Here is a 22,835-nt window from a genome sequence, read left to right as displayed (position 1 = left end):
CGAGGGAGACTGGGGCCATGTCGATCCGAGACTGGCCCAGTGCCGAGCGTCCCCGCGAAAAGCTGCTTGCCCAAGGCGCCGGCGCCCTGTCCGATGCCGAGCTGCTGGCGATCTTCCTGGGGTCCGGCCTGCGCGGCCGCGACGCGGTCGAAACCGCCCGCGACCTGCTGCAGGCCCACGGTCCCCTGCGCAACCTGCTCGACCTCCCGGCCGCCGCGTTGGCGGCCCTGCCCGGCCTTGGGCCGGCGCGCAGCTGCAAGCTGGTGGCCGGGCTGGAACTGGCGCATCGGCATCTGGCGGCCGAGCTGGCCCGCGGCGAGAGCCTGCGCGACCCGGCCGCCGCCGGGCGCTACTTCAAGCAGCGGCTGCGCGCCCGGCCCAACGAGGTGTTCGCCGCGCTGTTTCTCGACAACCAGCACCGCACACTGGCCTGCGAGGAGCTGTTCAGCGGCACGGTGGATGCCGCGGCGGTCTACCCGCGCGAAGTTGTCCGCCGCGCCCTGCTGCACAACGCGGCCGCGGTAATCGTCATCCACAACCACCCCACTCATTGATTTCAATCACGCAGGATCACGCTCAATCCCTTTGAAACACTAGAGAAATTGGCGTTTTTGAACATTGCGTAGTGGGGGCGGTTCTGGCAAATTGGGGGCGGTTGAAGGGATAGAAAACGGCTTTCCGCTCCCAGCAAACGATCCCCGTTTCTCCTCGACCGATCCCAGTTGCGGACAAGGAGGAAACGCCATGCCAGCCCTGACCGACACCGCGATCCGACATGCGCTGAAGCGCGTCGAGATCAGCCGCAAGCAGGAGAACCTTGCCGATGGCGAGGGGCGCGGCACTGGCCGGCTCGTCCTTGTTCTCAAGCCGATGCCGAAGCGCGTCACGGCCGACTGGATGGCGCAGCAATGGCGTGACGGCAAACGCACCAAGAAGAAGATCGGCGCCTACCCTTCGACGTCGCTCGCGCAGGCTCGTGAGGTTTTCAAGCGCGACTATGCCGACGTGATCCAGAAGGGCCGGAGCATCAAGATCGCGTCCGACACCCGCCCCGGCACTGTCGCTGACCTCTTCGAGGGGTACGTCGCTTCACTCAAGGCCGCCGATAAGCCCTCCTGGAAGGAGACCGAGAAGGGCCTCAACAAGATCGCCGACACCCTTGGGCGCAACCGCCTCGCCCGCGAGATCGAGGCCGAGGAAGTCGTCGAGCTGATCCGTCCGATCTATGAACGCGGCGCCAAGTCGATGGCCGACCATGTGCGCTCCTACCTCCATGCGGCCTTTGGCTGGGGCATGAAGTCCGACAATGACTATCGGCAGCAGTCGGCTCGCCGCTTTCGCATCCCCTTCAATCCGGCGACAGGCATTCCGACCGAACCGAAGGTCAAGGGCACCCGCTGGCTCGACGAGGACGAGTTCGTACAGCTCTATCGTTGGCTGGAATGTCCCGACACGCCGGTTCATCCGCCCTATACCCGTGCCGTCAGGATCATCATGCTGACCGGCCAGCGCGTCCAGGAGATCGCCAGCCTTCACATCGACCAGTGGGATGCCAAGGAAAAGATCATCGACTGGTCGAAGACCAAGAACGACCAGCCCCATGCCGTTCCGGTGCCAGGGCTGGCCGCAGAGCTACTCGCGTCCATCAACGTCAACGAATACGGCTGGTTCTTCCCATCGGCCACAGACCCGTCCAAGCCTGTCAGCCATGGCACGCTTTACTCGTTCATGTGGCGCCAGCGGGACCGCGGCGTGATTCCCTATGTGACAAACCGTGACCTGCGCCGGACCTTCAAGACGCTGGCCGGCAAGGCGGGGGTCTCGAAGGAAATCCGCGACCGCCTCCAGAACCACGCGTTGCAGGACGTCAGCTCCAAGCACTATGACCGCTGGCACTACATGGTGGAAAAGCGCGCCGGCATGGCGAAATGGGACAAGTTCGTTCGCGCGATGCTCGCCAAGAAGCGCCTGAAAGCGGCGGCATGAGCCATCGGCGCCCCATAAAGCGGAAGCGAGAAACGACTATGCGTATCGTAATCGGCCTGGCGTTTCTGGCGGCGCTGACCACGGCGACCGCGGCCAAGGCCGATCCCTGCAAGGCCATTCCCGACCGCGGCCCGATGCCGTCCTATCTCCACCGGGGCGCGCACTTCTCCGGTCCAGTGGTCTATGTCGGCGATGGCGACTCCCTGTGCGTGGCCGTGGGCCAAGGGCCAGCCAACTGGGTGGAGATCCGGCTGGAGGATTTCTACGCGCCCGAACTCCACTCCCCCACCGGCCCGGCTGCCAAGGCCGCGTTGGAAAGACTCGCCATGGGCCGGAACACAGAGTGCATTGCCAACCATAAGTCCTACGACCGCGTGGTGGCCACCTGCCGGATCGGCGGACGCTCCATCGGCGATTTATTGAAGGCGGGCGGAAACGTCGAGGGCGGCAACGGGTACGACCAGAGCAAGCGTTAGCCCGACCCTTGGTGGCGCTTAAATGCGATTTGAAAACCGATCATAGGCATCGATCCGCCGGACCGGGGGATCGACCTCATACCGATAGATCTCCGTTCTCAGGAACCGCAGCTCGGCCTCGCGTTGGGCTTCGGGAACGTCGATATACCAAGCGCGCGGCTGCGGGCCGGGATCGCCGTTCCAGCGGTATCCCCGCGCCTTGAGATCACCCTTGAGGTCGAAGGGCGAGTTCTCCGCCCAGATGCGCCAGGAAACGGTACGAGCGCCATCCAGAAGGCGACTAAGGCCCGTAGCGCCAGATCGGGGAAGCCGCATCGCCAACAGCTCGATCGTCGCAAGACAGTCGTGCATCGCGCGGTGGCGGTCATAGAAGAAGCCGGCCGCCTGAGCGAGATAGGCCAGCTTCGCGCCCTCGAATCCTTCCGCCACCCAGTCGATCTGGCTGAGCGAGCAGGCCCAGGGTTTCGTCGAGAACACGTCGCTGAAGCGTTCGAGGAAGCGGCGATCGAACGCCGCGTTGTGTGCAATGACGAGCGAGGCCGGCGCCGCGAATCTGGCGACCTCGGCGGGATCGATGACCTGGCCGGCCACCATTTCATTCGTGATGCCGGTGATCGCGGTGATTTCCGGCGCGATCGGCTCGCTCGGCTGACGCAGCCCTTGGAAGCTGTCACCCACACTGAAAACGGTGCCATCCAAGCCGTAATTGAATGGCGTCATGGCGAGTTCGATGATCTCGTCGCGCTGAGGATCGAGCCCCGTGGTCTCCACGTCGACCACCAAGCCAAGGCGCAGCGGCGCGCCTGGAGGCGGAACGATGTGAGGGCGCGGCTTGAGACGCCGGATGATCCGGTAATCTCCCGTGGCTTCCAGCGTCTGCGCCAGGGTCTCCAGATGCTCAGAAGATGTCGTCATCCTGCACTTCATACCCAGAGGCTTGGGTCATGCCGGTCCAGGCCTGAGCAAAACACAGACGTCATCCCTTGGTGTCATGATCGTCGTGCGCGCCCTTGCGCGCGTGACGCTGACCCGAAAATTCTGACGCGCCTGCGTCATCGCCCCATCGTGGACATTGCCGGAGACGATCCGATCAGGATTAGCCACGATCTCGCCCTTGAAGCGTTTTGGCCATCCTTCAAAGATCACAACCTCGTCGAATTGCTTTCCCTTCGCCTTGTGCATGTTCATCACCACGATGCCGGATTCCGGCTTGTGGGCTGTTGCAAAATGCTCCTGAACAAATGACTGGCGGGTGATCGCGAGGGCGTTGCTATAGCCGCCGACGTCACGCCAATCCTGCGCTAACCCCTGGCGAAGCTGCGTACCGCGCTCAAGCAGGCGCACATTGCGAACCTCCTTCGCGACATCATTCAGTCTCTGACAGGCCCCAGCGTCCAGCACGCCGCGCACCGCGACCCAATCTGCACCCGGATCGCCCGTGAGCGTCAGCGCAGCAGTTGCCTGATGTACGGCATAGGTTCCCTGTAAGACGCTGTTGCCGGGCGTCGGTCGTCCTTTCTCTAGACATTCGTTCCACTTGGACAGCGCCTTCTGGAACCGCGCAGCCTCGTCCATGTCGCCCTTGGTCGGCGTCGCGCCACCTCGACCGTGGAAATAGCTGCACATCAAATCGACAAATTCGTCGAAGCATTCCTCATGCCCGCGTTGCTGGAGCAGGAAGGCGATGATCTCCGCAGCCAGGATCGGGCCTTCCATATCGACGGCGGCCGTGTGGGAAATCGGCGGGACATTGCGGAACGGCTCGCGCAGAATATCCGACACCATCCGGGTCATTTTCTTGGTCGGCACGAGAATCGCCAATGACCAATCGCTCCGGCCAGTCTCGATCAACCGCTTCCGGGCTTGCAACACCTGACCGACCAACGAGGCATAAGCTTGGTTGGGATTCGACTCGAACAGCGCGCAATCGATCCCTTTGTAGTCGTTCTGACGAAATTTCCCCGTCAGGATGTCGTTCCCGAATAGGGCAATCTCAGTCCCCTTACTCCGATGGTTGTCACCGGCGAGATCGTGAACCGTTGGCGCGAAAGCTGCCGTGAAGTGGTTCAGCCTCTCAGGATCGGCGCCAATGAAATCGAAGATGCGCTGCTCCGGGTCGGCAAGAGCGATCAGCGTGCTGTTGGAGCCGAGGGCTTGGACCACTCGCCATTGATCGGCGCTGGTGTCCTGAAATTCATCCAGGATAATGTACGGATACATCGTCGAGATGAGCGCTCGGACCTTATCTGAGCCATGAAGCAGGGCTGCCACGCGGCCTGCGAATAGGTCGAAGCAGACCTTCCCTTCTTCGGTCGCCAGCCGGACACGTTCCGCTTCCTCCTTCGCGCGCTTCTCGGCCTTTTCCTCGTCCGACAGATTCTTGGCCGCCTTGTAGCCGCTTCGAACCGCCGACAATGCGATTGCCTCATTCGGAGGCGTGAGGATCGTCATCCTTCGCGGAAAGCCGACCAGGTAGCCGTGCGCTTTGAGGATGCGCCAGAAGAACGAATGGTAAGTGTCGACCTCGATGCGTCGCCTCTCCTCTCGCGTAATTGCGCTTTCTTCGTCGATCGCCTCCAACACGCGCGAAACGGTCGCACGCGCGAAGCTGAGGAAAAGAATGCGCTGTCCCGGCTTCAATTCCTCCCGCGCGATCTTAGCCGCTTTGAGGATGGAAACGGTAGTCTTCCCCGAACCGGGACCGCCGGTAACGAGTTGATGCCCGACGGCTTGTAAAATTTCCTTCTGCGCTTCTGTTAGGTTGACCACAGCACAATCGCCTATCCTAACAGATCAGCAAAATCGTCTTCGACTTCGGCCTCGGCTGGCTGTGGAGGCGGATCACACAGCGCTTTCAGGGTGACGCAGGCATCGCGTAGCCACTGCGGGATCTCAGCTTCGGAACACTGCGCCAAGAACTCAGCGATTCCCCAATTGCCTTTCGACCAGCTGAAATAGGCTCCGAGCGCGGCAACAGCCTGGGCTTTTGGATCGGGGTATTTCGCGAGAAGGTGTGGCGGCCAATCGAGTTGATCGGAAAATCGCTCAAGTGCAGCTTGGGTGGTGTTCTTGAGGATAAGATCCTCGACGCCCTTCTCGTCGTGCATGAACAGGCGTTCGACCTGCGCCTCAATGGCTGCTTTGGCAGCATCCGTCTGCTTGTCGCACAACGCAAAGGTCCGCTTCCCAAGGCTTTTGTATAGCGCCCCAAGGTCGGCGATCTGGGTCTCGCTTCCAGCGTCGATCACACAGACGCCCATAGCTTCCAAAGACGCATAGGTCGCGGGATTGAGCTCCGCCAATCGGCGCGCAACGACCGGAAAGGAGGTCGCCTCCGTAGCGCCTTCCGCGATGAGGACACGGCGCGAAAGGAGCCCCTCGCAAAACCGGGTTCGGAAATCCTGCCGATAACGCTTGTGCTTGATGCTCTCCGGCAACTCGATTTTGGATTGGCTCAGTTGGCCATTGTCCGATCGCGAGAGGATGACGGTTTCGTCGAGGCTGAACTCTTCGAGCACATACGGCGAGTGCGACGTGAAGAGCGACTGCGCCGACAGCTTGCGCAGCTCATGGACAATCCGCTTCTGCGCGTATGGCGGAATTGCCGTTTCGGCTTCCTCCATCGCAAAAATGACGTTCTGCTTGTCCTCGGCGATCTGTGACAGCATCGCGAGCACCAGCATGTTGATCGTCCCCGTTCCCTGCCGAAAGAAGGGAGCGGCATGATCGCCTGCACCCGTGGCGATGAACGCGGTGATGACCTTGCGCAAATGCTCGCGCGTCAGGTTCGACACCTTCAGGTGCGGCTTCACTCCCCATTCGCGTGGGACGTATTTCTTCAGCGACTTGTCGATGCTCTCGAGCACGCCCGAGATGCCAATGGCCGGGTCGCTCGCGACATCGAAGGCTGCAAGCGTTCCGATCGTCCCTTCCCACATCTGCGGCCGGATTTCCTTTAGCCGGAGGATGATGTCCAGCAGGCTGCCGTGTTCCAAGCTGAGCGCCCGAGATCCCGTCCTCAACGACCGCAGGAAAAGAAATCCGCAGTGCTGCTTGTCCTTCTTCGAGAACGATGCAGGTGTCTCATCCTCTGAAAGGCTGCGCGTGAAATAGCTGTTGCCGACGAAGTCATCCTCTTCAGGATCGTATTCGCCGACGAATGTGACGCGCAGTGCCGCCTTGATCTCGGCAGCATCGACCCCGGCCGGGTCGGCCTCCTGATAGAAGTCTCCGGTAGTAGTATTCAGCCACTCGACGTTGGCTCCAAATCGTGCCTCCTGCTCCGGCGACAGATTGGTGATCGTCACCTCGACCGTGATTTTCGGCGCGGGGCCTGGCTCCACGCCCTCGGGAGCATCGGGGTTTGGGCTGGGAAGATAGCGCCCCTGATAGAAGTCATGCTCATCTACGGGTGGTCGCCGGCTCAGCCGGTCCGGCCCCAAGGCGAGATCGATCGCCTCGAATACTGACGATTTTCCGGTATTGTTGTCGCCGATCAGTACGGCGTGATCAGGCAGCACCAGTTTGGCCGACTGGATGCCGCGAAAATTTTCGATCACTACCGAGAATATCTTCAACGCCCCGCCCCCCTTTAGGCCCCCATTCGGTTAGCCCGTGCAGCTATATCTGTACATCGCGCCATGAGCGCTTCGAACGGCTCAGCGTCATCGAAGAGCAGCCCGTCCTCGACCATGTGGGCATAGTCTTCCTTCAGCGCCTTCGCGCCATCGCCGACCGGCACGAGCTGCAAACCGCCGCTGACAGCCGCTGCATAGTCGATCGGCGTGCGGTCGGCGGCTTTCTCCGCGAAGAACATCGACTTGTGCCGGGCGACCGCGTTGGCCAGTTCGCGATCGGCGAAAGCAGCTTCCGCGAAGCCGGCTTCATCCAGCCGGACAACATCGTGCCAGTGTCGTGCGAAGCGGTCGCCGCGTAGCCGCTCCTGGAGGCAGAAGACGTGGATGGCGGTCGCCTTCTCCCAAAAGGTCCGCTCCGCGTGCATGACGCGCGGCCGCGCCGTCGGGAATATCAGGCCCTCGATCAGACCCGACGCATCGCAGACAACATCGCGCAGGCTCGCCGGCTCGCCCGTCGAGCGGGCGCCGAACTCCAGCATGACGCTGGGCGCGACATAGCCGGACCCGGCCGCGGTCGCCTCATAGTCGATGAAGAGCTTGTCATCCTCGACGCGGATGGCCGCCGCCAAACCTTCGGCGGCCAGTGCGTTCGCGATCACGGGTTGCACGGTTTCCGCGACCCATGCCGGCAACCGCCGACGGACCTCGCTGGACCAGCGCTTTTCCTCGCTCCGCGTTTTCGGCAGACCCTCGCCATTGTCCCCGACCAGATCGGGCGCAATCGCCCGAATGTCGTAGGTCAGATCCACGTCTTCGGAAAATCGGCGGATGACCTGATAGGCTTTCGACAGCGACGTGCCGCCCTTGAACACCAGATGTTCGCCAAGCGGCGCGGCGCAGAGGGTCGCCAGCGCCCACACCACCCACACATCCTTTTCGAGGAGATGGGTGGGACGGCCCGAACGGTCGGCCGCGACACCCAGCGCGTCGCGCCGGTCCTCGGCCGAAAGCTGGAGAAAGACGTCAGCCATACGCCGCCTTTCCGACGCTCTGCGCGAGCCATGTCGGAAGCTGCGGCGCGGCGGCGACCAGTTCGCCGAACACGCCGGGCGGCATCTTCCGCTTCAATGTCGTGAGCGCTGCCTCTGCCTTTTCCGGGCCGAGCCAGGCCAGCGCCCGCACGGCCTCCCCTGCCGGCCGGTTGGCCAGGGCCAGTTGCCAGCGCGGCGCGTGCCGCAATTCCACGACCTGCTTGCCGAGGTGCATCTTTCGGCTGCGCCCGGAGGTCAGATAGACCGAGCGGACGGGCACCTGCGTCGTCAAGCCAAGGGCGTTCGCCGCGGCGGCGCCGTTCGAGACGATGACCTCTCCCTTTTGGGTCGCAAGAGCCTCGACAGCCTGCTCGACCGAAGGCGTGCGCGTGCCGAATCGACTGGTGATGGGGCGCAGATAGACGCCACGACCGGCGCGGATGAGCTGCCCGCGCTCCGTCAGGCGCGACAATGCCTGATCCACGGCCGCCCGGTTTCCGAGGTGCAGCAGGCTCTTGGCGGACACAGGAGCGCCTTCGGGCAGGCCCGTCGCATGCGACAAAATCTGTTCGGTCAGCCGTGTCATCGTCTTTCTCCTGTCGGAAACATATGCGAGTTTCTGACAGTTTTCAAGGAAACCCATGAGGACAGGCCGGATAAGGGGGAAAGCCTTCCCCTGCGGCCGAGCCAGGGTCTCGGCCGACCCCTTCTGCGGGGAGAGCCCCGCAACGCCCCCAGTAGAGTGAGAGTGCGGACCGGGTTTTCCGTGACGGGTTGAGGGCTGGAGAAGAGGTCTCCGGCGCCCGTCGCGGAGAACCGCGATGTTCAGGAAAGACGCCAGCGCACGCCCCGGCTCGGATCGGGCGAGCCTTTACGACGACATCACCGGCAAGATCATCGCCGAGTTGGAGGCGGGCCGCTTCCCCTGGGTCCAGCCCTGGGGATCGGCCTCGGTCAAGGCGCCCCTCGCCATGCCGAGGAACGCCGCGACCGGGCGGCATTATTCGGGGATCAATGTGCTGATCCTCTGGGGTGCGGTGATCCAGCACGGCTTTCCCGGCCAGAGCTGGCTCACCTTCCGCCAGGCCCTGTCACTCGGCGGCAATGTCCGCCGGGGCGAACGCGGCACCACCGTCGTCTATGCCGACCGTTTCACGCCGGAGGACGAGAAGCGCCGCGCCCGCGAGGCCGGCGAGGAAGCTGCCGCGATCCCGTTCCTCAAACGATTCACGGTGTTCAACGCGGCGCAATGCGACGGCCTGCCGGAGGATGTCGCCATCGTGGCTCCACCGCCTCCGCCCGGCCTCATCGAGCCGCAGGTCGAGGCCCTGATCCGGGCCACCAGCATCGACTTCCGCATCGGCGGGGACCGCGCTTTCTATGTCCCAGCGCTCGATTATGTGCAGGTGCCGCCGCCCCAGGCGTATTTCGAGCCGATCAACTGGCACAGGACGGCCCTGCACGAGCTGGGACACGCCACAGGCCACCCCTCGCGCCTGAACCGCGATTTCTCGGGTTCCTTCGGCTCGAAGAAATACGCCTTCGAGGAGCTGGTCGCCGAGATCAACGCGGCCTTCTGCTGCGCCTCGCTTGGCATCACACCCACCGTCCGCCATGCCGACTATATCGGCTCCTGGCTCGAGGTGCTGCGCGAGGACAATCGCGCCATCGTGCGCGCCGCTTCCCAGGCCAGCAAGGCGGCCGACTGGCTGCTCGGGTTTCTGCCCGGCGCCGATGTCGATGCAGCCGACGACGAACGGCAGGCGGCGTGACGGTCCTGAAAACCGGAAAGGCGGAGAAGCGGGCTTCCGGCTTTACGCCTTTCCGCCCGCCTGGCGCTGCCCTCCGAGAGTGAGAGGGCGGCGCTTCGCTTCGTGACGGGTTGGAGGTCGAGAGAGAGGCTCCCGGCCGCCCGTCGCGGAGTAACGAACATGGCGACTGCCATTCAGAAAATCACCCTGTCGTCGGCGCGCGACATCCCCTTCAACAAGCTGGTGCTGAGCCAGTCCAATGTCCGGCGCGTCAAGGCCGGCGTCTCGATCGAGGAGCTGGCCGAGTCCATCGCCCGGCGCGGTCTCATCCAGAGCCTCCATGTCCGTCCCGTCCTCGACGCCGATGGCGCCGAGAGCGGCATGTTCGAGGTGCCCGCCGGCGGCCGCCGCTATCGCGCGCTCGAACTGCTCGCGAAGCAGAAGCGCCTGGCCAAGACCGCGCCGGTGCCCTGCGTCGTCGGCGACGCCAACAGCGACATCCTGGTCGACGAGGTCTCGCTGGTCGAGAACATGGAGCGCGCGCCGCTGCATCCACTCGACCAGTTCCGCGCCTTCCAGGCCATGCGCGACAAGGGCATGACCGAGGAAGCCATCGCCGCCGCCTTCTTCGTCGGCGTCAATGTCGTGAAGCAGCGCCTGCGCCTCGCCTCCGTCTCGCCGACTTTGCTCGAGATCTACGCGGAGGATGGCATGACGCTCGAACAGCTCATGGCCTTCACCGTCAGCTCCGACCATGCCCGTCAGGAACAGGTCTGGGAGGCAGTCAAGGATAGCTGGCAGAAGGAGCCCTATCAGATCCGCCGGATGCTGACCGAGACCTCGGTACGCGCCTCAGACAAAAGGGCCGTCTTCATCGGCGTCGAGGCTTATGAGGCGGCCGGCGGCATCGTGCTGCGCGACCTGTTCCAGTCGGACGATGGTGGCTGGCTGCAAGATCCGGCCCTGCTCGACAGCATGGTGGCCGACAAGCTGAAGACCACCGCCGACGAGATCGCGAGCGAAGGCTGGAAATGGGTCGAGGCCGCCTTGAGCTTTCCCTACGGCCACCAGCATGGGCTTCGCGAACTGGCTGGCGTCACGGTCGACCTGACCGAGGAGGAGAGCGCCACCCGCGAAGCGCTGCGCGACGAATACGACCGGCTCGAAGCCGAATATGCCGAAGCCGACGAGCTGCCGGACGAGATCGACGCACGTCTCGGCGAGATCGAACAGGCCCTCGACGCCTTCGAGCAGCGCCCGACGATCTACGATCCGGCCGACATCGCCGTCGCCGGCGTCTTCATCAGCCTCGACGCCGACGGCTCGCTGTCGGTGGATCGCGGCTATGTCCGTTCTGAGGATGAACGTCCCGTCGAGACCGAAGGCAGCGATGCGCCGGAGGTTGACGGTGAAGCTGGCCAGCAGGCCGCGCCCGCCGTTCAACGCGCCGTCATCACCATCGGCGGCCAGCCCGCGGAACCGGAGGACGATGAGGAGGACGGCATCAAGCCGTTGCCCGAGCGCCTCGTCATCGAGCTGACCGCGCATCGCACCCTCGCTCTGCGCAACGCGGTTGCGGAACATCCCGACGTCGCCATGACCATGCTGCTGCACAAGCTGGTCAGCGACACCTTCCGGCGCACCGCACCGGCCGGCTGCCTCGAGGCCCGCGTCAATCATATCTTCTTCTCGGCACAGTCCGAGGAGTTGAAGGACAGCACGCCCGCGCGCGAGGTCGCCGAGCGACACGAGCGCTGGGGCGATCACGTTCCCGACGACGACCAGGCCCTGTGGGACTGGCTCTCCCTGCTCGACCCCGGCACGCGCCTCGATCTGCTCGCCCATTGCGTCAGCTACGGCGTGAACGCCCTGTTCGAGCGGCCCAATCCCTACAGCGGATCGGGCGTCAGCCAGCATGGGCTGGACGTGCGCCTCTCGCAGGCCGACCGGCTGGCGCGAGCCACCGGCCTCGACATGGTGGCGGCGGGCTGGAGGCCGACGGTCGGCAACTATCTCGGCCGCGTCACCAAGCCCCGCATCCTCGAAGCCGTGCGCGAAGGCGCGGGCGAGCGGGCTGCCCAGCTCATCGACCATCTGAAGAAGGGTGACATGGCCAAGGAGGCCGAGCGCCTGCTGGCCGACACCGGCTGGCTGCCGGAGCCGCTGCGCCTGGTCGACCTCGATGACGGGCAGACCATCGAACCGGGCACGGAGGCAGACGCCGGAGACGAGGCCGCTTTGCCGGACTTCCTCAGCAAGGATGGCGACGACGAGGAAGCCGACGAGATCGAGGACGAAGACGCCCTCACGATCGCGGCCGAATGACCCTCACAGCGGGGGAGCGGCTTGGGGTCGCTTCCCCGCATCGTCGCAAGGAGACCCTCCATGATTGAACCCGACCCGTCCGCCACGCGCCGCGTCGTCTTCCAGTATCTCGTGCCCGTTCACGTCGAGGTCGAAGACGGTCTCGTTGTTTGCGTCACTGTCATCGACGAAACGCCGGTGCGCGATCCGTCCCTGGTCGAAGGCGATGCCGGCTACCTGCCGGAAGCCGTCGCCGCCGCCGACGATGGCCAGCCCTGGCCATCCTGGCGGTTCGGCTACTGACCGCCTTCGATCCCCCCCAACCCAGCCCGGCCATCGCGCCGGGCTTTCTCGTTTCAGGAGCCTGTCATGGCCGACTATTTCACCCATTTCTCGTGCCTGCTCGACGTCGGCACGCCCGAGAACGCTGCCCGAGCGCTCGATCTCTACAACCGCCTGTCCGAGGAAGGCGCATCGGAGGAACCGCCCTCCGAAGGCTTCCTCCTCTCGATCCAGCCGGAGCATGGCGGCAGCCAACTCTGGATGCGCGACGACGTGACCGGCGATCCCGAACGCCTCATCCAGTTCGTGAACCGCTGCGCTGCCGAGTTCGGCCTCAAAGGCAGATGGGGATTCCAATACGCCAATACCTGCTCGAAGCCCCGGCTCGATGGATTCGGCGGCGGCGCGCATGTCCTCGACCTCGCCTCCGGCGAGACCGTGGACTGGATCCATACCGATGGCTGGCTCGCCCAGACCATCTCCGGTGAGGGAGGCACGCTATGAGCATCCCCTCCTATGCGCGGAGCAACTTCCAGACCCTGCTGCGCGCGGCGGGCGACGGCAATCTCGCCCTCATGGAATGCCTCGACGCGGTGACGGGCAGCCCGCGCTATGTCATCTGCGCCGTGGGGCGGGACGATGGCGATTACGTCTTCACGCCCTTCGGCCATCTCGCCGACGGCAATCCCTATGACGCCTATCTGCCGCCCGATCCCGGCGATCCCGAAGGCTTCGTGCGCCCCGACGCGGGAGAGGCGCCATGACCGACATCGACGCCATCTTCGCGGCGGATCGCCAGCATCCGCCGCGCGAACGGTCTCTGCCCTGGCCGGAAACCAAGGACGGCATCACCGTGGTCATCGAGCCCAAGCCGCATTGGGCCAACGACATGCGGGCCTTCCGATCCAAGGCTCGCGAATATTGCGCCTATGCCGATTGGGCCGAGAACGGCGCCCGCGCCAGGTTCTTCGGCCACATCGACACCTGCGGCGATGACCTCATCCGCAAGGCCCGCGCGCTCGTCGCCTGCGAGATCGCGGACGGACACTGGAGCTGAGCCCCGGAAAAGCGCCCCACCTCACGGTCGGGCGCTTTTTCCATGCCGGCGTCCCGAGAGTGAGAGGGCGGCCGGAACTGGTTTGAGCCGGTGCGGTCGAGAGAGAGCGCCGCGCGGCTCGTCCGTTCCCGCTCTCCCGAGGCTCACATCATGACCCTGATTTCCGCATCCGCGGCGGCGTCCGCCGCCGCGCCGCTTCCACTCGGCCCCAATCCCGAACCTGCCGCGGCCATCTTCGCGGCCGCCGGTCTGCTGCTGCCCCATCTCGAACGTGGCGAGCGCGTCGATGCCGCCGCCCTGCGTGCGGCGATGGAGACCGCCTTCGGCGCATCGGACGCCACCGGCGCCTGGGACTGGAAGACGGCCTATGACGCCTGCGAGGCGGCGACCGTCCTGTTCCTCCGCAAATACGGACGTGCGCTTTTCCGCAAAGCCGGGTCTCCGGCAGCGCGCCTTTCCGCGCTGTCGAAAATCGCCAACCTTCTGCCGACGCATACGCGGCGGTCGACGGAGAGCCAGACCTTCCAGCAATTCTCGACGCCGATCCCGCTCGGCCTGGTCGCCGCCCACGCCGGGGCAATCACTCCGGCCGACCGGGTGCTGGAGCCGTCGGCCGGCACCGGCCTGCTGGCTATCCTCACCGAGATCACCGGCGGCGCGCTCGTCCTCAACGAGCTGGCCGACACCCGCGCCAGCCTGCTGTCGCTTCTCTTCCCGGCCATTCCCGTCACCCGCTTCGACGCGGCCCAAATCGACGATCATCTCGATCCCGCCGTCACGCCCAGCATCGTGCTGATGAATCCGCCGTTCTCCGCAATGGCCAATGTCGAAGGCCGCATAGCCGACACCACATATCGCCATGTCGCCTCGGCGCTGGCGCGTCTCGCTCCCGGCGGCCGGCTGGTGACGATCACCGGCGCCAGCTTCGCGCCCGACAATCTGGCCTGGCGGGACGCCTTCATTCGCCTGCAGGAGCGCGGGCGCATCGTCTTCTCCGCCGCCATCGACGGCGCGGTCTATGCCAAACACGGCACGACGTTTCCGACGCGGCTGACCGTCATCGACAAGCGGCCTGCTGACGATCCAGCCGCGTTCCCGGTCGCACCCGGCGTTGCCTCGGACGCCGCCACGCTGCTGGGCTGGCTCGACGATCATCTGCCGACTCGGCTCGCCGTCGATCCCTCCCTCACGGTCCCAACTGTCGCGGCTTCCGCCCCTCGCAGCGTGCGCGGCTATATCAACCGCACCGCCAAGGCCGTCCCTGCGGCCGTGCCGATGGCCGAGCCGGAGGGCCTGCCACTCGCCTACGAGACCCAAGACGGCCTAGCGGGCGAAGACGGCCGTTTGTCCGACGGCATCTATGAAGAATACGGATTGCAGGCGATCCGTATTGCCGGTTCTCAGGCGCACCCCACCAGGCTGGTGCAATCGGCGGCGATGGCTTCGGTCGCCCCGCCTAGACCGAGCTATCGGCCGCACCTCCCGGTCAATATCCACGAGCTGCTGTCCGACGCGCAGCTCGAGACCGTCATTTATGCCGGCGAGGCTCATTCCGATCATCTCGCCGGATCGTGGACGGTGGACGCCACCTTCGATGTCGTCACCGCCGCGCGCGAGGATGCGACGAACGCCGCGCGCTTCCGGCGCGGCTTCATGATCGGTGACGGCACCGGCGTCGGCAAAGGGCGCCAGTCCGCCGCGATCATTCTCGACAACTGGCTCCAGGGCCGCCGTAAGGCGGTGTGGATCAGCAAGTCCGACAAGCTGATCGAAGACGCGCAGCGCGACTGGTCGGCGCTCGGCATGGAGCGCCTGCTGGTCACGCCGCTGTCGCGCTTCCCGCAGGGGCGGCCGATCACGCTGCCAGAAGGCGTCCTGTTTACGACCTATGCCACGCTACGCTCCGACGACCGTGGCGAGAAGGTTTCGCGCGTCCGACAGATCGTCGAATGGTTGGGCTCCGACTTCGATGGAGTCCTGATTTTCGACGAGGCGCACGCGATGCAGAACGCCGGTGGCGGCAAGGGAGAGCGCGGTGACGTCGCCGCATCGCAGCAGGGCCGCGCGGGTCTGCGGCTCCAGCACGCGCTGCCGAACGCCCGCGTCGTCTATGTCTCGGCGACCGGCGCCACCACGGTCCACAACCTCGCTTACGCCCAGCGGCTCGGCCTGTGGGGCAGCGAGGATTTTCCGTTCAGCACCCGCGCCGAGTTCGTCGAGGCAATCGAGGCCGGCGGCGTCGCGGCGATGGAGGTGCTGGCCCGCGATCTGCGCGCGCTCGGCCTCTACACCGCCCGCTCGCTCTCCTTCGACGGCGTGGAATATGAACTGGTCGAGCACGCGCTGACCCTCGAGCAGACCCGCATCTACGATGCCTATGCCGGGGCCTTTGCCATCATCCATAACCACCTCGACGCGGCGATGGAGGCAGCCAATATCACCGGCGCCACCGGCACGCTGAACCGACAGGCCAAGTCCGCCGCGCGCTCGGCCTTCGAGAGCGCCAAGCAGCGCTTCTTCGGCCATCTGCTCACCAGCATGAAGACACCGACCCTGATCCGGTCGATCACCAGCGACCTGGAAGCCGGCCATGCCGCTGTCATCCAGATCGTCTCGACCGGCGAGGCGCTGATGGAACGCCGGCTGGCCGATCTGCCGACCGAGGAATGGAACGACGTCCGCGTCGACATCACGCCGAGGGAATATGTTCTCGACTACCTCGCCCATTCCTTCCCGGTGCAGCTCTACGAGCCGTTCACCGACAGCGAGGGCAATCTGTCGTCGCGGCCGGTCTATCGCGACGGCCAGCCCGTCGAAAGCCGCGAGGCCGTGGCGCGCCGCGACGAGCTGATCGCGCAGCTTGCCTCCCTGCCGCCGGTGCCCGGCGCGCTCGACCAGATCGTCCAGCATTTCGGCACCGAGCTGGTGGCGGAGGTCACGGGCCGCTCGAGGCGCATCGTCCGCAAGAGCACGTCTTCGGGCGGCGACCGTCTCGTCGTCGAGAACCGCGCCGCCGCCGCCAATCTCGCCGAAACCCAGGCGTTCATGGATGACAGCAAGCGCATCCTGATCTTCTCGGATGCCGGCGGCACCGGCCGCAGCTATCACGCCGAGCTTTCGGCACGGAACACGCGGCTGCGCGTCCACTATCTGCTCGAACCCGGCTGGAAAGCGGACGCCGCCATCCAGGGCCTCGGCCGCACGCACCGAACCAACCAGGCGCAGCCGCCGCTGTTCCGGCCCATCGCCACGGACGTCAAGGCGGAGAAACGCTTCCTCTCCACCATCGCTCGCCGGCTCGACACGCTGGGCGCCATCACCCGTGGTCAGCGCCAAACCGGCGGTCAGGGCCTGTTCCGCCCCGAAGACAATCTGGAAAGCGCCTATGCCCGCGATGCACTGCGGCAGCTCTATCTCGTTCTGGTGCGCGGCAAGGTCGATGGCTGCTCGCTCGAGCGCTTCGAGTCGGCCACCGGCCTGAAGTTGATGGACTCGAACGGCATCAAGGACGAGCTGCCGCCGATCACCACCTTCCTCAACCGGCTGCTGGCGCTGACCATCGAACTTCAGGGTGTGCTGTTCACCGCCTTCGAGCAGCTTCTCACCGCCAAGATCGAGGGGGCCATCGCCGCAGGCATCTACGATGTCGGGCTGGAGACGCTGACGGCGGAAGGCTTCACCGTCACCGACCGCCAGACGATCTATACCCATCCGGGCACGGGCGCCGAGACCCGGCTGCTCACAATCGCGCAGCGGACCCGCAACCGCCCGGTCACGCTGGACGAGGCGCTCGCCTATCTCGGCGAACCCGGCGCCAGGCTGCTGGTCAATGAGCGTTCGGGCCGCGCCGCCCTCCAGATTCCCGCCACCTCGATCATGCTCGACGATGGCGAAATCGAACGCCGCGTCCGGCTGATCCGGCCGATGGAATCGCACACCGTTCCGGTGAAAATGATGGGCGAGACCCATTGGACCGAGGCAGAGCGGAACGCCTTCGCTACGGCCTGGAGCGCCGAGGTCGCAGACGTGCCGGCGTTTTCCGACAGCACGATCCACATCGTCGCTGGCCTGTTGTTGCCGATCTGGAAGCGATTGCCCAACGAGTCCACCCGTGTCTATCGGCTCCAGACCGACGCGGGCGAGCGGATCGTCGGCCGCAAGGTCTCGCCTGCCTGGGCGGCCAACGCCGCCACGACCGGCGCAGCTACGCTCACGCCCGCCGACGCTTTCATGGCGCTGATGGATGGCCGCACCATCCTCGACCTCGCCGAGGGGCTTCAGCTTCGCCGCGTCCGCATCATGGGCGCCGAGCGCATCGAGCTGTCCGGCTTCACCGACACGATGCGCGAGCGGCTCACCGCCTACGGCCTGTTCCACGAGATCATCTCCTGGAAGCTCAGGATGTTCGTGCCGACAGATACCGCCGGCCCCGTGGTGCTGGAGCGCGTGCTGGGCCGCTATCCGGTCCAGCGCATCGGCGAACGCGAGGCGGCGTGATGACCCGTCTCGACGCTTCCGATCTGGCGAACCGTCTCGGCCGGGAGGCCGAGGCGGTATGCCGCCATTATCTCGGCGCCGGCCATCGCCTGGGCAATTACTGGCAGGTCGGCGATGCCCGCAACACGCCCGGCCGCTCGATGTTCGTCCGGCTCAAGGCGACGGCGAAGGGACCGGCGGGTAAATGGACCGACGCAGCCACCGGCGAGCATGGCGATCTGCTCGACATGATCCGGGAAAGCTGCGGCCTCATCGACTTCGCCGATGTCGTCGCGGAAGCCCGGACTTTCCTCAGCCTGCCGCGTCCCGAGCCCGCACCCGCACCCGCACCTGAGAAGAAGAAGCGACCAAGCACGCCAGCCCCGTCAGGCTCAGCCGAAGCGGCAAGGCGATTGTTCGCCATGTCGCAGCCGATCGGCGGCACCTCTGTCGAGGCGTATCTCCGCAATCGCGGCATTACGGCTTTGCACGGAACCGGAAACCTCCGCTTCCATCCGCGCTGCTACTACCGGCCCGACGATCATGGCCCGACCGAAACCTGGCCGGCGATGATCGCCGCCGTCACCGATCTCAAAGGCGGGATCACCGGCGCGCATCGCACCTGGCTCGCTCCCGACGGCTCCGACAAGGCGCCGATCGATACGCAGCGTAAGGCGATGGGCGACCTGCTCGGTCACGCCGTCCGTTTCGGGATCGCCAGCGAGGTGATGGCGGCGGGCGAAGGCATCGAAAGCGTCCTGTCGGCACGTCAGGCGATACCGCACATGGCGATGGCGGCGGCGCTCTCCGCTGCCCATCTGGCCGCCATCCTGTTCCCCGAGACTCTGCGCCGGCTCTACATCGTCCGCGACAATGACCCGGCGGGCGACAGCGCACGGGATAGCCTGGTCGAACGGGCGAACACGGCCGGGATCGAGGCCATTGTGCTCTCGCCGGTGCTCGAGGACTTCAACGAGGATCTCCGGCGCCTCGGCATCGACGCGCTCCGCGCCAATCTGCGGGTGCAGCTCGCACCGCCGGACGTCGCCCGTTTCTGGCTCGAAGCGGCATAGTCGCCGGCAAGGAGTGTCAGGGCCGCAATCATCATAGCCGCCCGGATGCGTTCAACCTTCGGAGAGGACCGCGCCTCGGCCTTCGAGAGGGCGATCGGCCGTCAGCCGGGCCGGATCGGCAATGGCTGCGGCCGACGATTTTCCGGCGCGGCCCTTCGGGCCGCTTTCCATCGCGAAGCAAAATCGCCGGCCTTCGCCATCCTTCGCTGCGCTTCGGCCCTCTCGCTTCGCTCCGGGTGCAGGTCCGTCCCGCCCGACGGCTTCGTCGCCATGAAGGCCGCGACGGTCGCGGTCCAACCGACGGAGCATCCCATGAGCGAGCACGACGACTACGAACCCGAACACGCCGCATCGCCGACCGACCAGATCGCGCAGGAGCTTCAGCTCTACGGATACCGACCTTCGGAAGACGAAGCCGATCCCAGGCCCGTGCCGGAGGACCGCATCATCGAAGGCGCCGTCGCCGACATCTTCGACGCCCTGATCTCCACCGTGGTCGATACGAGCCTCGATCCCGACCTCGACGATCTCCTCTGGTCCACCGTCAATATGTTCCACCGCGCCGTCGAGCGGGCCGACCGCAAACTCGACGACAACGAGCAGGCGCAGAAGCGGCTCCAGCGCGAACAGGATGGCTCGGAGGTCAAATCCGTCCAGCTCGAACGCCTGATCGACCTTGGGCAATCGCTGATCGAACGGCGCGACAGCCTGGAAGTCTTCCGCGACAGCGCCGCCGACCACTATCTTCGCGCCACCGGCTCACCCTGGTCTCAGCGCACCGGCTCGCGCGTCAACCATCGCCGCCTCACCGCCGCGATGATCGACAGCCGCGACTTCCTTGCCGCCAAGCGCCGCAGCGAAACCGAAGTGCTCGTGCCCGCAGGCCCGAAGATCGCCTTCTCCGGCGGCGACACCACCGATCACAAGCCGATCTGGGCCAAGCTCGATCAGGTCCACGCCAAGCACCCCGACATGGTGCTGATGCACGGCGGCTCACCGAAAGGCGCCGAGAAGATCGCCGCGCGTTGGGCGGAAACCCGCAAGGTGCCGCAGGTCGCCTTCAGACCCGACTGGACGAAACACGCCAAGGCCGCACCGTTCAAGCGCAACGACGCCATGCTGGCGGTCATGCCGATCGGCATCCTCATCTTCCCCGGCACCGGCATCCAGGACAATCTCGCCGACAAGGCCCGCAAGCTCGGCATCCCGGTCTATCGGTTCGGAACCGGGGGGGGGGGGGGGGCGCCCGGGCCCCCCGCCGGCCCCCCCCCCCGCCCCCCCGCCCCCCCCCCCGCCCCCCCGGGGGCCCCCCCGGGCGCGGGGGCGCCCCGGGGGGGGCCCCCCCCCCCCCCCGTCTCCACGGCAGGACACCGGCTCCTGCCGCAGAGCACCACCCCCGCTTCTTTGCGCTGATCCTTGGTCAGACTGATCGCCTGACGCCATCAACCCGTGAAGGGTCGGCTACGCCTTGCGTGCCGCCGCTCCGGCTCCGCCTGCGCGATGATTGCAGCTCTCAGTCCGACACGTCGGGCGCCTGTCAGCGGGGGGTGGTCCTCCGCTCGAAACAGGAGCCGGATCGATGTCCTTCAACGACGCCCACGCCTTCGCCTTCAGCCTCGCCACCAGCCTGATGGCGGTCATCGTCATCTTCCGCGCCGGCGACGGCACGCTCTCGGTCACGCCCGCCAGCGAATATGACGGCGACCTGTCCCAGATCGTCCGCGAAATCGACCCCTTCGCTCCATGAAGGGGCGAAGATCATCGCCCGCGGGGCTGAAACCTTGTCGGTTTCGGCTCCCGTTCGCGTCGATATTTTGCTATGATCCCCGACGCGCCGTGGTGGTGGTGGAAGGCGCGACCGTCAGAATCGTTCTTTCGGAGACACCGCCATGATTTTTCTCGGCATCATCCTTTCCATCGCGGCCATCGGCTTCTTCTGCTGGCTTCTGTTCACGCTCGCCGTCTTCGCGCTGCCCTTCTTCGCTGGCCTCACCACCGGCGGTTGGGCCTATCACACAGGCGCGGGCTGGATGGGCGCGATCCTGATCGGCGTGGTCGCGGCCGGGCTGACGCTCGGCCTCGGCCAACTCCTGCTTGGGATTGTTCGCCCGCTCTGGGCTCGGCTGCTGATCGCGCTCGCCTTTGTCGCGCCCGCCGCCCTCGCCGGCTACCACGCCACGCACGGCATCGTGAAGCACACCATGCCGTCGGAAACCTGGCAGTTGGTATTTTCCGTCATCGGTGCGGTCGCGGTCGGCGTCACCGCGTTCGCGCGCGTCACGGGCATGGCGGCCACTGGCCCGGTCGGCCGGAGCCCAGCCGGAGCCTGACCATTCCGCCGCAGGTATCGGCGGGACAATTAAGGCGACACCACGCCATCCACGTCGGCTTGAAGGGGTGGCGATGCGGGCACGAACCCGGATCACGCTGATGGCCGCAGTGCGCGGTCATCCCATCGGAAGCGCCCGAACCGCACGCCGGTCGCGGCGCAGCCGACCAACACGGAGCAGCGGAGGATTTCCGCCCGCGGCAGCCCGGACAACGCAGGGCCGCAAGGCCCGCCTATAAGAGGGGCGATGCGCCGGCGAACATCCGGCATTGGCGCCGTTTTCGAGAGGGCCGCCATCCTCTCCGCTTCTTCCCGTCACCAGCCCGCTCCAAACGGCCTCTTCAATGGCTTGATCTGGCCGAAGGCCGGCTGCGCCTCGATCGCCTATGGCGCAACAGCGGCGTTACAACTTTCTTCCCCTGCCGGCTTCGCCGTCATTCCTCGCGAGACAAGAAAGCTCCTCCTTTGCTGTCAGGCCCCTGCGGGGTGCGCCGTCGATCGCCTCCGGCCTGTCGATCGCCATCGAGGCCGCAATGGTGCGGGGCTCGATAACTGAAACGGAGATTTGAAATGGCGACCATCGGCACCTTCAAGAAGACCGGCAACGAGTTCACCGGCGAAATCGTCACCCTCAGCGTCCAGGCCAAGGGCGTGCGCATCGTCCCCGACCAGCGCGCCACCGGCGAAAACGCCCCCAGCCACCGGGTTCTGGTCGGCCGCGTCGAGATCGGCGCCGCCTGGTCCAAGCGCTCCAACGAGGGCCGCGACTATCTGGGCCTCAAGCTCGACGATCCGAGCTTCAACGCCCCCATCTACGCCAACCTCTTCGACGACGAGGACGGCGACGGCTACTCGCTGATCTGGTCCCGCCCGAACCGCCGGGCGGACTGACCCACCAGCAACGCCCCGGCCGACAGGCCGGGGCCTTTGCCTTGTCCACACGCGAATCAGTAACGCCGCCGACGACCGAGAGGAACGGGCGACCAGGTTTCCGGAAGTCCCCGCGACGCCAAGAACGACTAAAATAGTCGTAGTTCTGGCAAGTAGTTATTGGCCGGTGGGAGGTGGTCATTCATGATCACCGCCCGACAATCACGGGCCGCACGCGCGTTGCTGGGATGGAAACAGGAGACGCTCGCTGACGAGGCCCGGACATCGCTGACCGCGCTCAAGCGTCTCGAATCCGAGAACGACCTCGAGGTGTATGAGTCGACGCGCGATCTCGTTCGCCGGGCGCTGGAGGCCGCGGGGATCGTCCTGCTCTCGACCGACAAGGGCGAAGGCGTGCTGCTGCTTCACGACCGCAAAGACTTGCCGCCGAAGCGTTAAGCGCCCGCCATTTGTTCAGGCGGCGCACAGAATTTCCCGCGATGCTGTTAACGAACCTCGGATGAGCGATTATAGTCGCTCTATGGGACAGCCAACGCCCTCATTCCTAGACGAGCCGCCGGTCAGCCATGTGCTCACGGCCTACGACCGTGAGCACATGGCTC

19 protein-coding genes and 2 pseudogenes are annotated in these 22,835 nt (G+C 65.6%); 16 read left to right on the top strand and 5 right to left on the bottom strand.

Annotated elements, in window-relative coordinates:
• The first annotated feature begins 17 nt into the window (after window positions 1-17).
• From radC to QMX81_RS09400, 3 genes and pseudogenes are all read left to right on the top strand, one after another.
• A pseudogene (radC, locus tag QMX81_RS09410) lies at window positions 18-667 on the top strand (DNA repair protein RadC).
• A 77-nt stretch (window positions 668-744) separates the two neighbouring features.
• Complete coding sequence (locus QMX81_RS09405) at window positions 745-1,986, top strand: site-specific integrase (RefSeq protein ID WP_282260884.1); 1,242 nt, start codon at window positions 745-747, stop codon at window positions 1,984-1,986.
• A 38-nt stretch (window positions 1,987-2,024) separates the two neighbouring features.
• Window positions 2,025-2,462 carry a hypothetical protein gene (locus QMX81_RS09400; protein ID WP_282260882.1) on the top strand — a complete coding sequence of 146 codons (438 nt, stop codon included), beginning with the start codon at window positions 2,025-2,027 and terminating at the stop codon, window positions 2,460-2,462.
• An 18-nt stretch (window positions 2,463-2,480) separates the two neighbouring features.
• On the opposite strand, the gene QMX81_RS09395 is transcribed toward QMX81_RS09400, so the two are convergent.
• Genes QMX81_RS09395 through QMX81_RS09375 form a run of 5 tightly spaced genes read right to left on the bottom strand, consistent with a single transcriptional unit; the run spans window position 2,481 to window position 8,656 of the window.
• Window positions 2,481-3,377, bottom strand: a complete 897-nt coding sequence (locus QMX81_RS09395) for a 3'-5' exonuclease (RefSeq protein ID WP_282260880.1) — start codon at window positions 3,375-3,377, stop codon at window positions 2,481-2,483.
• A gap of 27 nt (window positions 3,378-3,404) precedes the next feature.
• On the bottom strand, window positions 3,405-5,231 hold the full coding sequence (locus tag QMX81_RS09390) for an ATP-dependent helicase (RefSeq protein ID WP_282260878.1): 1,827 nt from the start codon (window positions 5,229-5,231) through the stop codon (window positions 3,405-3,407).
• Window positions 5,232-5,242: 11 nt separating this feature from the next.
• Complete coding sequence (locus QMX81_RS09385) at window positions 5,243-7,039, bottom strand: AAA family ATPase (RefSeq protein WP_282260875.1); 1,797 nt, start codon at window positions 7,037-7,039, stop codon at window positions 5,243-5,245.
• 14 nt (window positions 7,040-7,053) lie between these two features.
• On the bottom strand, window positions 7,054-8,070 hold the full coding sequence (locus QMX81_RS09380; RefSeq protein ID WP_282260873.1) for a nucleotidyl transferase AbiEii/AbiGii toxin family protein: 1,017 nt from the start codon (window positions 8,068-8,070) through the stop codon (window positions 7,054-7,056).
• On the bottom strand, window positions 8,063-8,656 hold the full coding sequence (locus tag QMX81_RS09375) for a type IV toxin-antitoxin system AbiEi family antitoxin domain-containing protein (protein ID WP_264623187.1): 594 nt from the start codon (window positions 8,654-8,656) through the stop codon (window positions 8,063-8,065). The genes QMX81_RS09380 and QMX81_RS09375 overlap by 8 nt, the downstream gene beginning before the upstream one ends.
• A gap of 235 nt (window positions 8,657-8,891) precedes the next feature.
• Here QMX81_RS09375 and QMX81_RS09370 point away from each other — a divergent pair, with 235 nt between their 5' ends.
• From QMX81_RS09370 to QMX81_RS09310, 13 genes and pseudogenes are all read left to right on the top strand, one after another.
• Window positions 8,892-9,842, top strand: coding sequence for a zincin-like metallopeptidase domain-containing protein (locus QMX81_RS09370; protein WP_282260869.1), 951 nt, complete (start codon window positions 8,892-8,894; stop codon window positions 9,840-9,842).
• Between the two features lie 159 nt (window positions 9,843-10,001).
• Window positions 10,002-12,146, top strand: a complete 2,145-nt coding sequence (locus QMX81_RS09365; RefSeq protein ID WP_282260867.1) for a ParB/RepB/Spo0J family partition protein — start codon at window positions 10,002-10,004, stop codon at window positions 12,144-12,146.
• A 60-nt stretch (window positions 12,147-12,206) separates the two neighbouring features.
• Window positions 12,207-12,428, top strand: a complete 222-nt coding sequence (locus QMX81_RS09360; RefSeq protein ID WP_282260865.1) for a hypothetical protein — start codon at window positions 12,207-12,209, stop codon at window positions 12,426-12,428.
• 66 nt (window positions 12,429-12,494) lie between these two features.
• Window positions 12,495-12,911 (top strand): hypothetical protein, encoded by a 417-nt coding sequence (locus QMX81_RS09355; RefSeq protein WP_282260863.1) that lies wholly within the window; start codon window positions 12,495-12,497, stop codon window positions 12,909-12,911.
• Window positions 12,908-13,171: a DUF6117 family protein gene (locus QMX81_RS09350; protein WP_144342569.1), complete on the top strand. Its 264-nt coding sequence runs from the start codon at window positions 12,908-12,910 to the stop codon at window positions 13,169-13,171. Before QMX81_RS09355 ends, QMX81_RS09350 begins: the two co-directional genes overlap by 4 nt.
• Complete coding sequence (locus QMX81_RS09345; RefSeq protein ID WP_282260858.1) at window positions 13,168-13,464, top strand: hypothetical protein; 297 nt, start codon at window positions 13,168-13,170, stop codon at window positions 13,462-13,464. The genes QMX81_RS09350 and QMX81_RS09345 overlap by 4 nt, the downstream gene beginning before the upstream one ends.
• 150 nt (window positions 13,465-13,614) lie before the next feature.
• Window positions 13,615-17,961: a strawberry notch family protein gene (locus tag QMX81_RS09340; RefSeq protein WP_282260856.1), complete on the top strand. Its 4,347-nt coding sequence runs from the start codon at window positions 13,615-13,617 to the stop codon at window positions 17,959-17,961.
• A complete protein-coding gene (locus QMX81_RS09335; RefSeq protein ID WP_282260854.1) occupies window positions 17,961-19,013 on the top strand; it encodes a toprim domain-containing protein in 1,053 nt (350 codons plus the stop codon). Before QMX81_RS09340 ends, QMX81_RS09335 begins: the two co-directional genes overlap by 1 nt.
• A gap of 312 nt (window positions 19,014-19,325) precedes the next feature.
• Window positions 19,326-20,243: pseudogene (locus QMX81_RS09330) on the top strand (DUF2493 domain-containing protein); the annotation flags it as partial.
• A 349-nt stretch (window positions 20,244-20,592) separates the two neighbouring features.
• A complete protein-coding gene (locus QMX81_RS09325; RefSeq protein ID WP_165608585.1) occupies window positions 20,593-20,760 on the top strand; it encodes a hypothetical protein in 168 nt (55 codons plus the stop codon).
• A gap of 142 nt (window positions 20,761-20,902) precedes the next feature.
• On the top strand, window positions 20,903-21,343 hold the full coding sequence (locus QMX81_RS09320) for a hypothetical protein (protein ID WP_282260850.1): 441 nt from the start codon (window positions 20,903-20,905) through the stop codon (window positions 21,341-21,343).
• Window positions 21,344-21,912: 569 nt separating this feature from the next.
• Window positions 21,913-22,233, top strand: a complete 321-nt coding sequence (locus tag QMX81_RS09315) for a DUF736 domain-containing protein (RefSeq protein ID WP_053553340.1) — start codon at window positions 21,913-21,915, stop codon at window positions 22,231-22,233.
• 183 nt (window positions 22,234-22,416) lie between these two features.
• Complete coding sequence (locus QMX81_RS09310) at window positions 22,417-22,671, top strand: XRE family transcriptional regulator (RefSeq protein WP_282260840.1); 255 nt, start codon at window positions 22,417-22,419, stop codon at window positions 22,669-22,671.
• Window positions 22,672-22,835 lie beyond the last annotated feature (164 nt).

It is taken from the genome of Stenotrophomonas sp. PS02301 (assembly GCF_029959485.1).
GTDB lineage: Bacteria > Pseudomonadota > Gammaproteobacteria > Xanthomonadales > Xanthomonadaceae > Stenotrophomonas > Stenotrophomonas maltophilia_Z.
This window is presented reverse-complemented; position numbering and strand designations above follow the sequence as displayed.

Bases quoted from the DNA above. Each gene is read 5' to 3' on its own strand.
- QMX81_RS09405 (WP_282260884.1), top strand. From the start codon at position 745: ATGCCAGCCCTGACCGACACCGCGATCCGACATGCGCTGAAGCGCGTC.
- QMX81_RS09400 (WP_282260882.1), top strand. From the start codon at position 2,025: ATGCGTATCGTAATCGGCCTGGCGTTTCTGGCGGCGCTGACCACGGCG.
- QMX81_RS09395 (WP_282260880.1), bottom strand. From the start codon at position 3,377: ATGACGACATCTTCTGAGCATCTGGAGACCCTGGCGCAGACGCTGGAA.
- QMX81_RS09380 (WP_282260873.1), bottom strand. From the start codon at position 8,070: ATGGCTGACGTCTTTCTCCAGCTTTCGGCCGAGGACCGGCGCGACGCG.
- QMX81_RS09375 (WP_264623187.1), bottom strand. From the start codon at position 8,656: ATGACACGGCTGACCGAACAGATTTTGTCGCATGCGACGGGCCTGCCC.
- QMX81_RS09370 (WP_282260869.1), top strand. From the start codon at position 8,892: ATGTTCAGGAAAGACGCCAGCGCACGCCCCGGCTCGGATCGGGCGAGC.
- QMX81_RS09365 (WP_282260867.1), top strand. From the start codon at position 10,002: ATGGCGACTGCCATTCAGAAAATCACCCTGTCGTCGGCGCGCGACATC.
- QMX81_RS09360 (WP_282260865.1), top strand. From the start codon at position 12,207: ATGATTGAACCCGACCCGTCCGCCACGCGCCGCGTCGTCTTCCAGTAT.
- QMX81_RS09355 (WP_282260863.1), top strand. From the start codon at position 12,495: ATGGCCGACTATTTCACCCATTTCTCGTGCCTGCTCGACGTCGGCACG.
- QMX81_RS09350 (WP_144342569.1), top strand. From the start codon at position 12,908: ATGAGCATCCCCTCCTATGCGCGGAGCAACTTCCAGACCCTGCTGCGC.
- QMX81_RS09345 (WP_282260858.1), top strand. From the start codon at position 13,168: ATGACCGACATCGACGCCATCTTCGCGGCGGATCGCCAGCATCCGCCG.
- QMX81_RS09340 (WP_282260856.1), top strand. From the start codon at position 13,615: ATGACCCTGATTTCCGCATCCGCGGCGGCGTCCGCCGCCGCGCCGCTT.
- QMX81_RS09335 (WP_282260854.1), top strand. From the start codon at position 17,961: ATGACCCGTCTCGACGCTTCCGATCTGGCGAACCGTCTCGGCCGGGAG.
- QMX81_RS09325 (WP_165608585.1), top strand. From the start codon at position 20,593: ATGTCCTTCAACGACGCCCACGCCTTCGCCTTCAGCCTCGCCACCAGC.
- QMX81_RS09320 (WP_282260850.1), top strand. From the start codon at position 20,903: ATGATTTTTCTCGGCATCATCCTTTCCATCGCGGCCATCGGCTTCTTC.
- QMX81_RS09315 (WP_053553340.1), top strand. From the start codon at position 21,913: ATGGCGACCATCGGCACCTTCAAGAAGACCGGCAACGAGTTCACCGGC.
- QMX81_RS09310 (WP_282260840.1), top strand. From the start codon at position 22,417: ATGATCACCGCCCGACAATCACGGGCCGCACGCGCGTTGCTGGGATGG.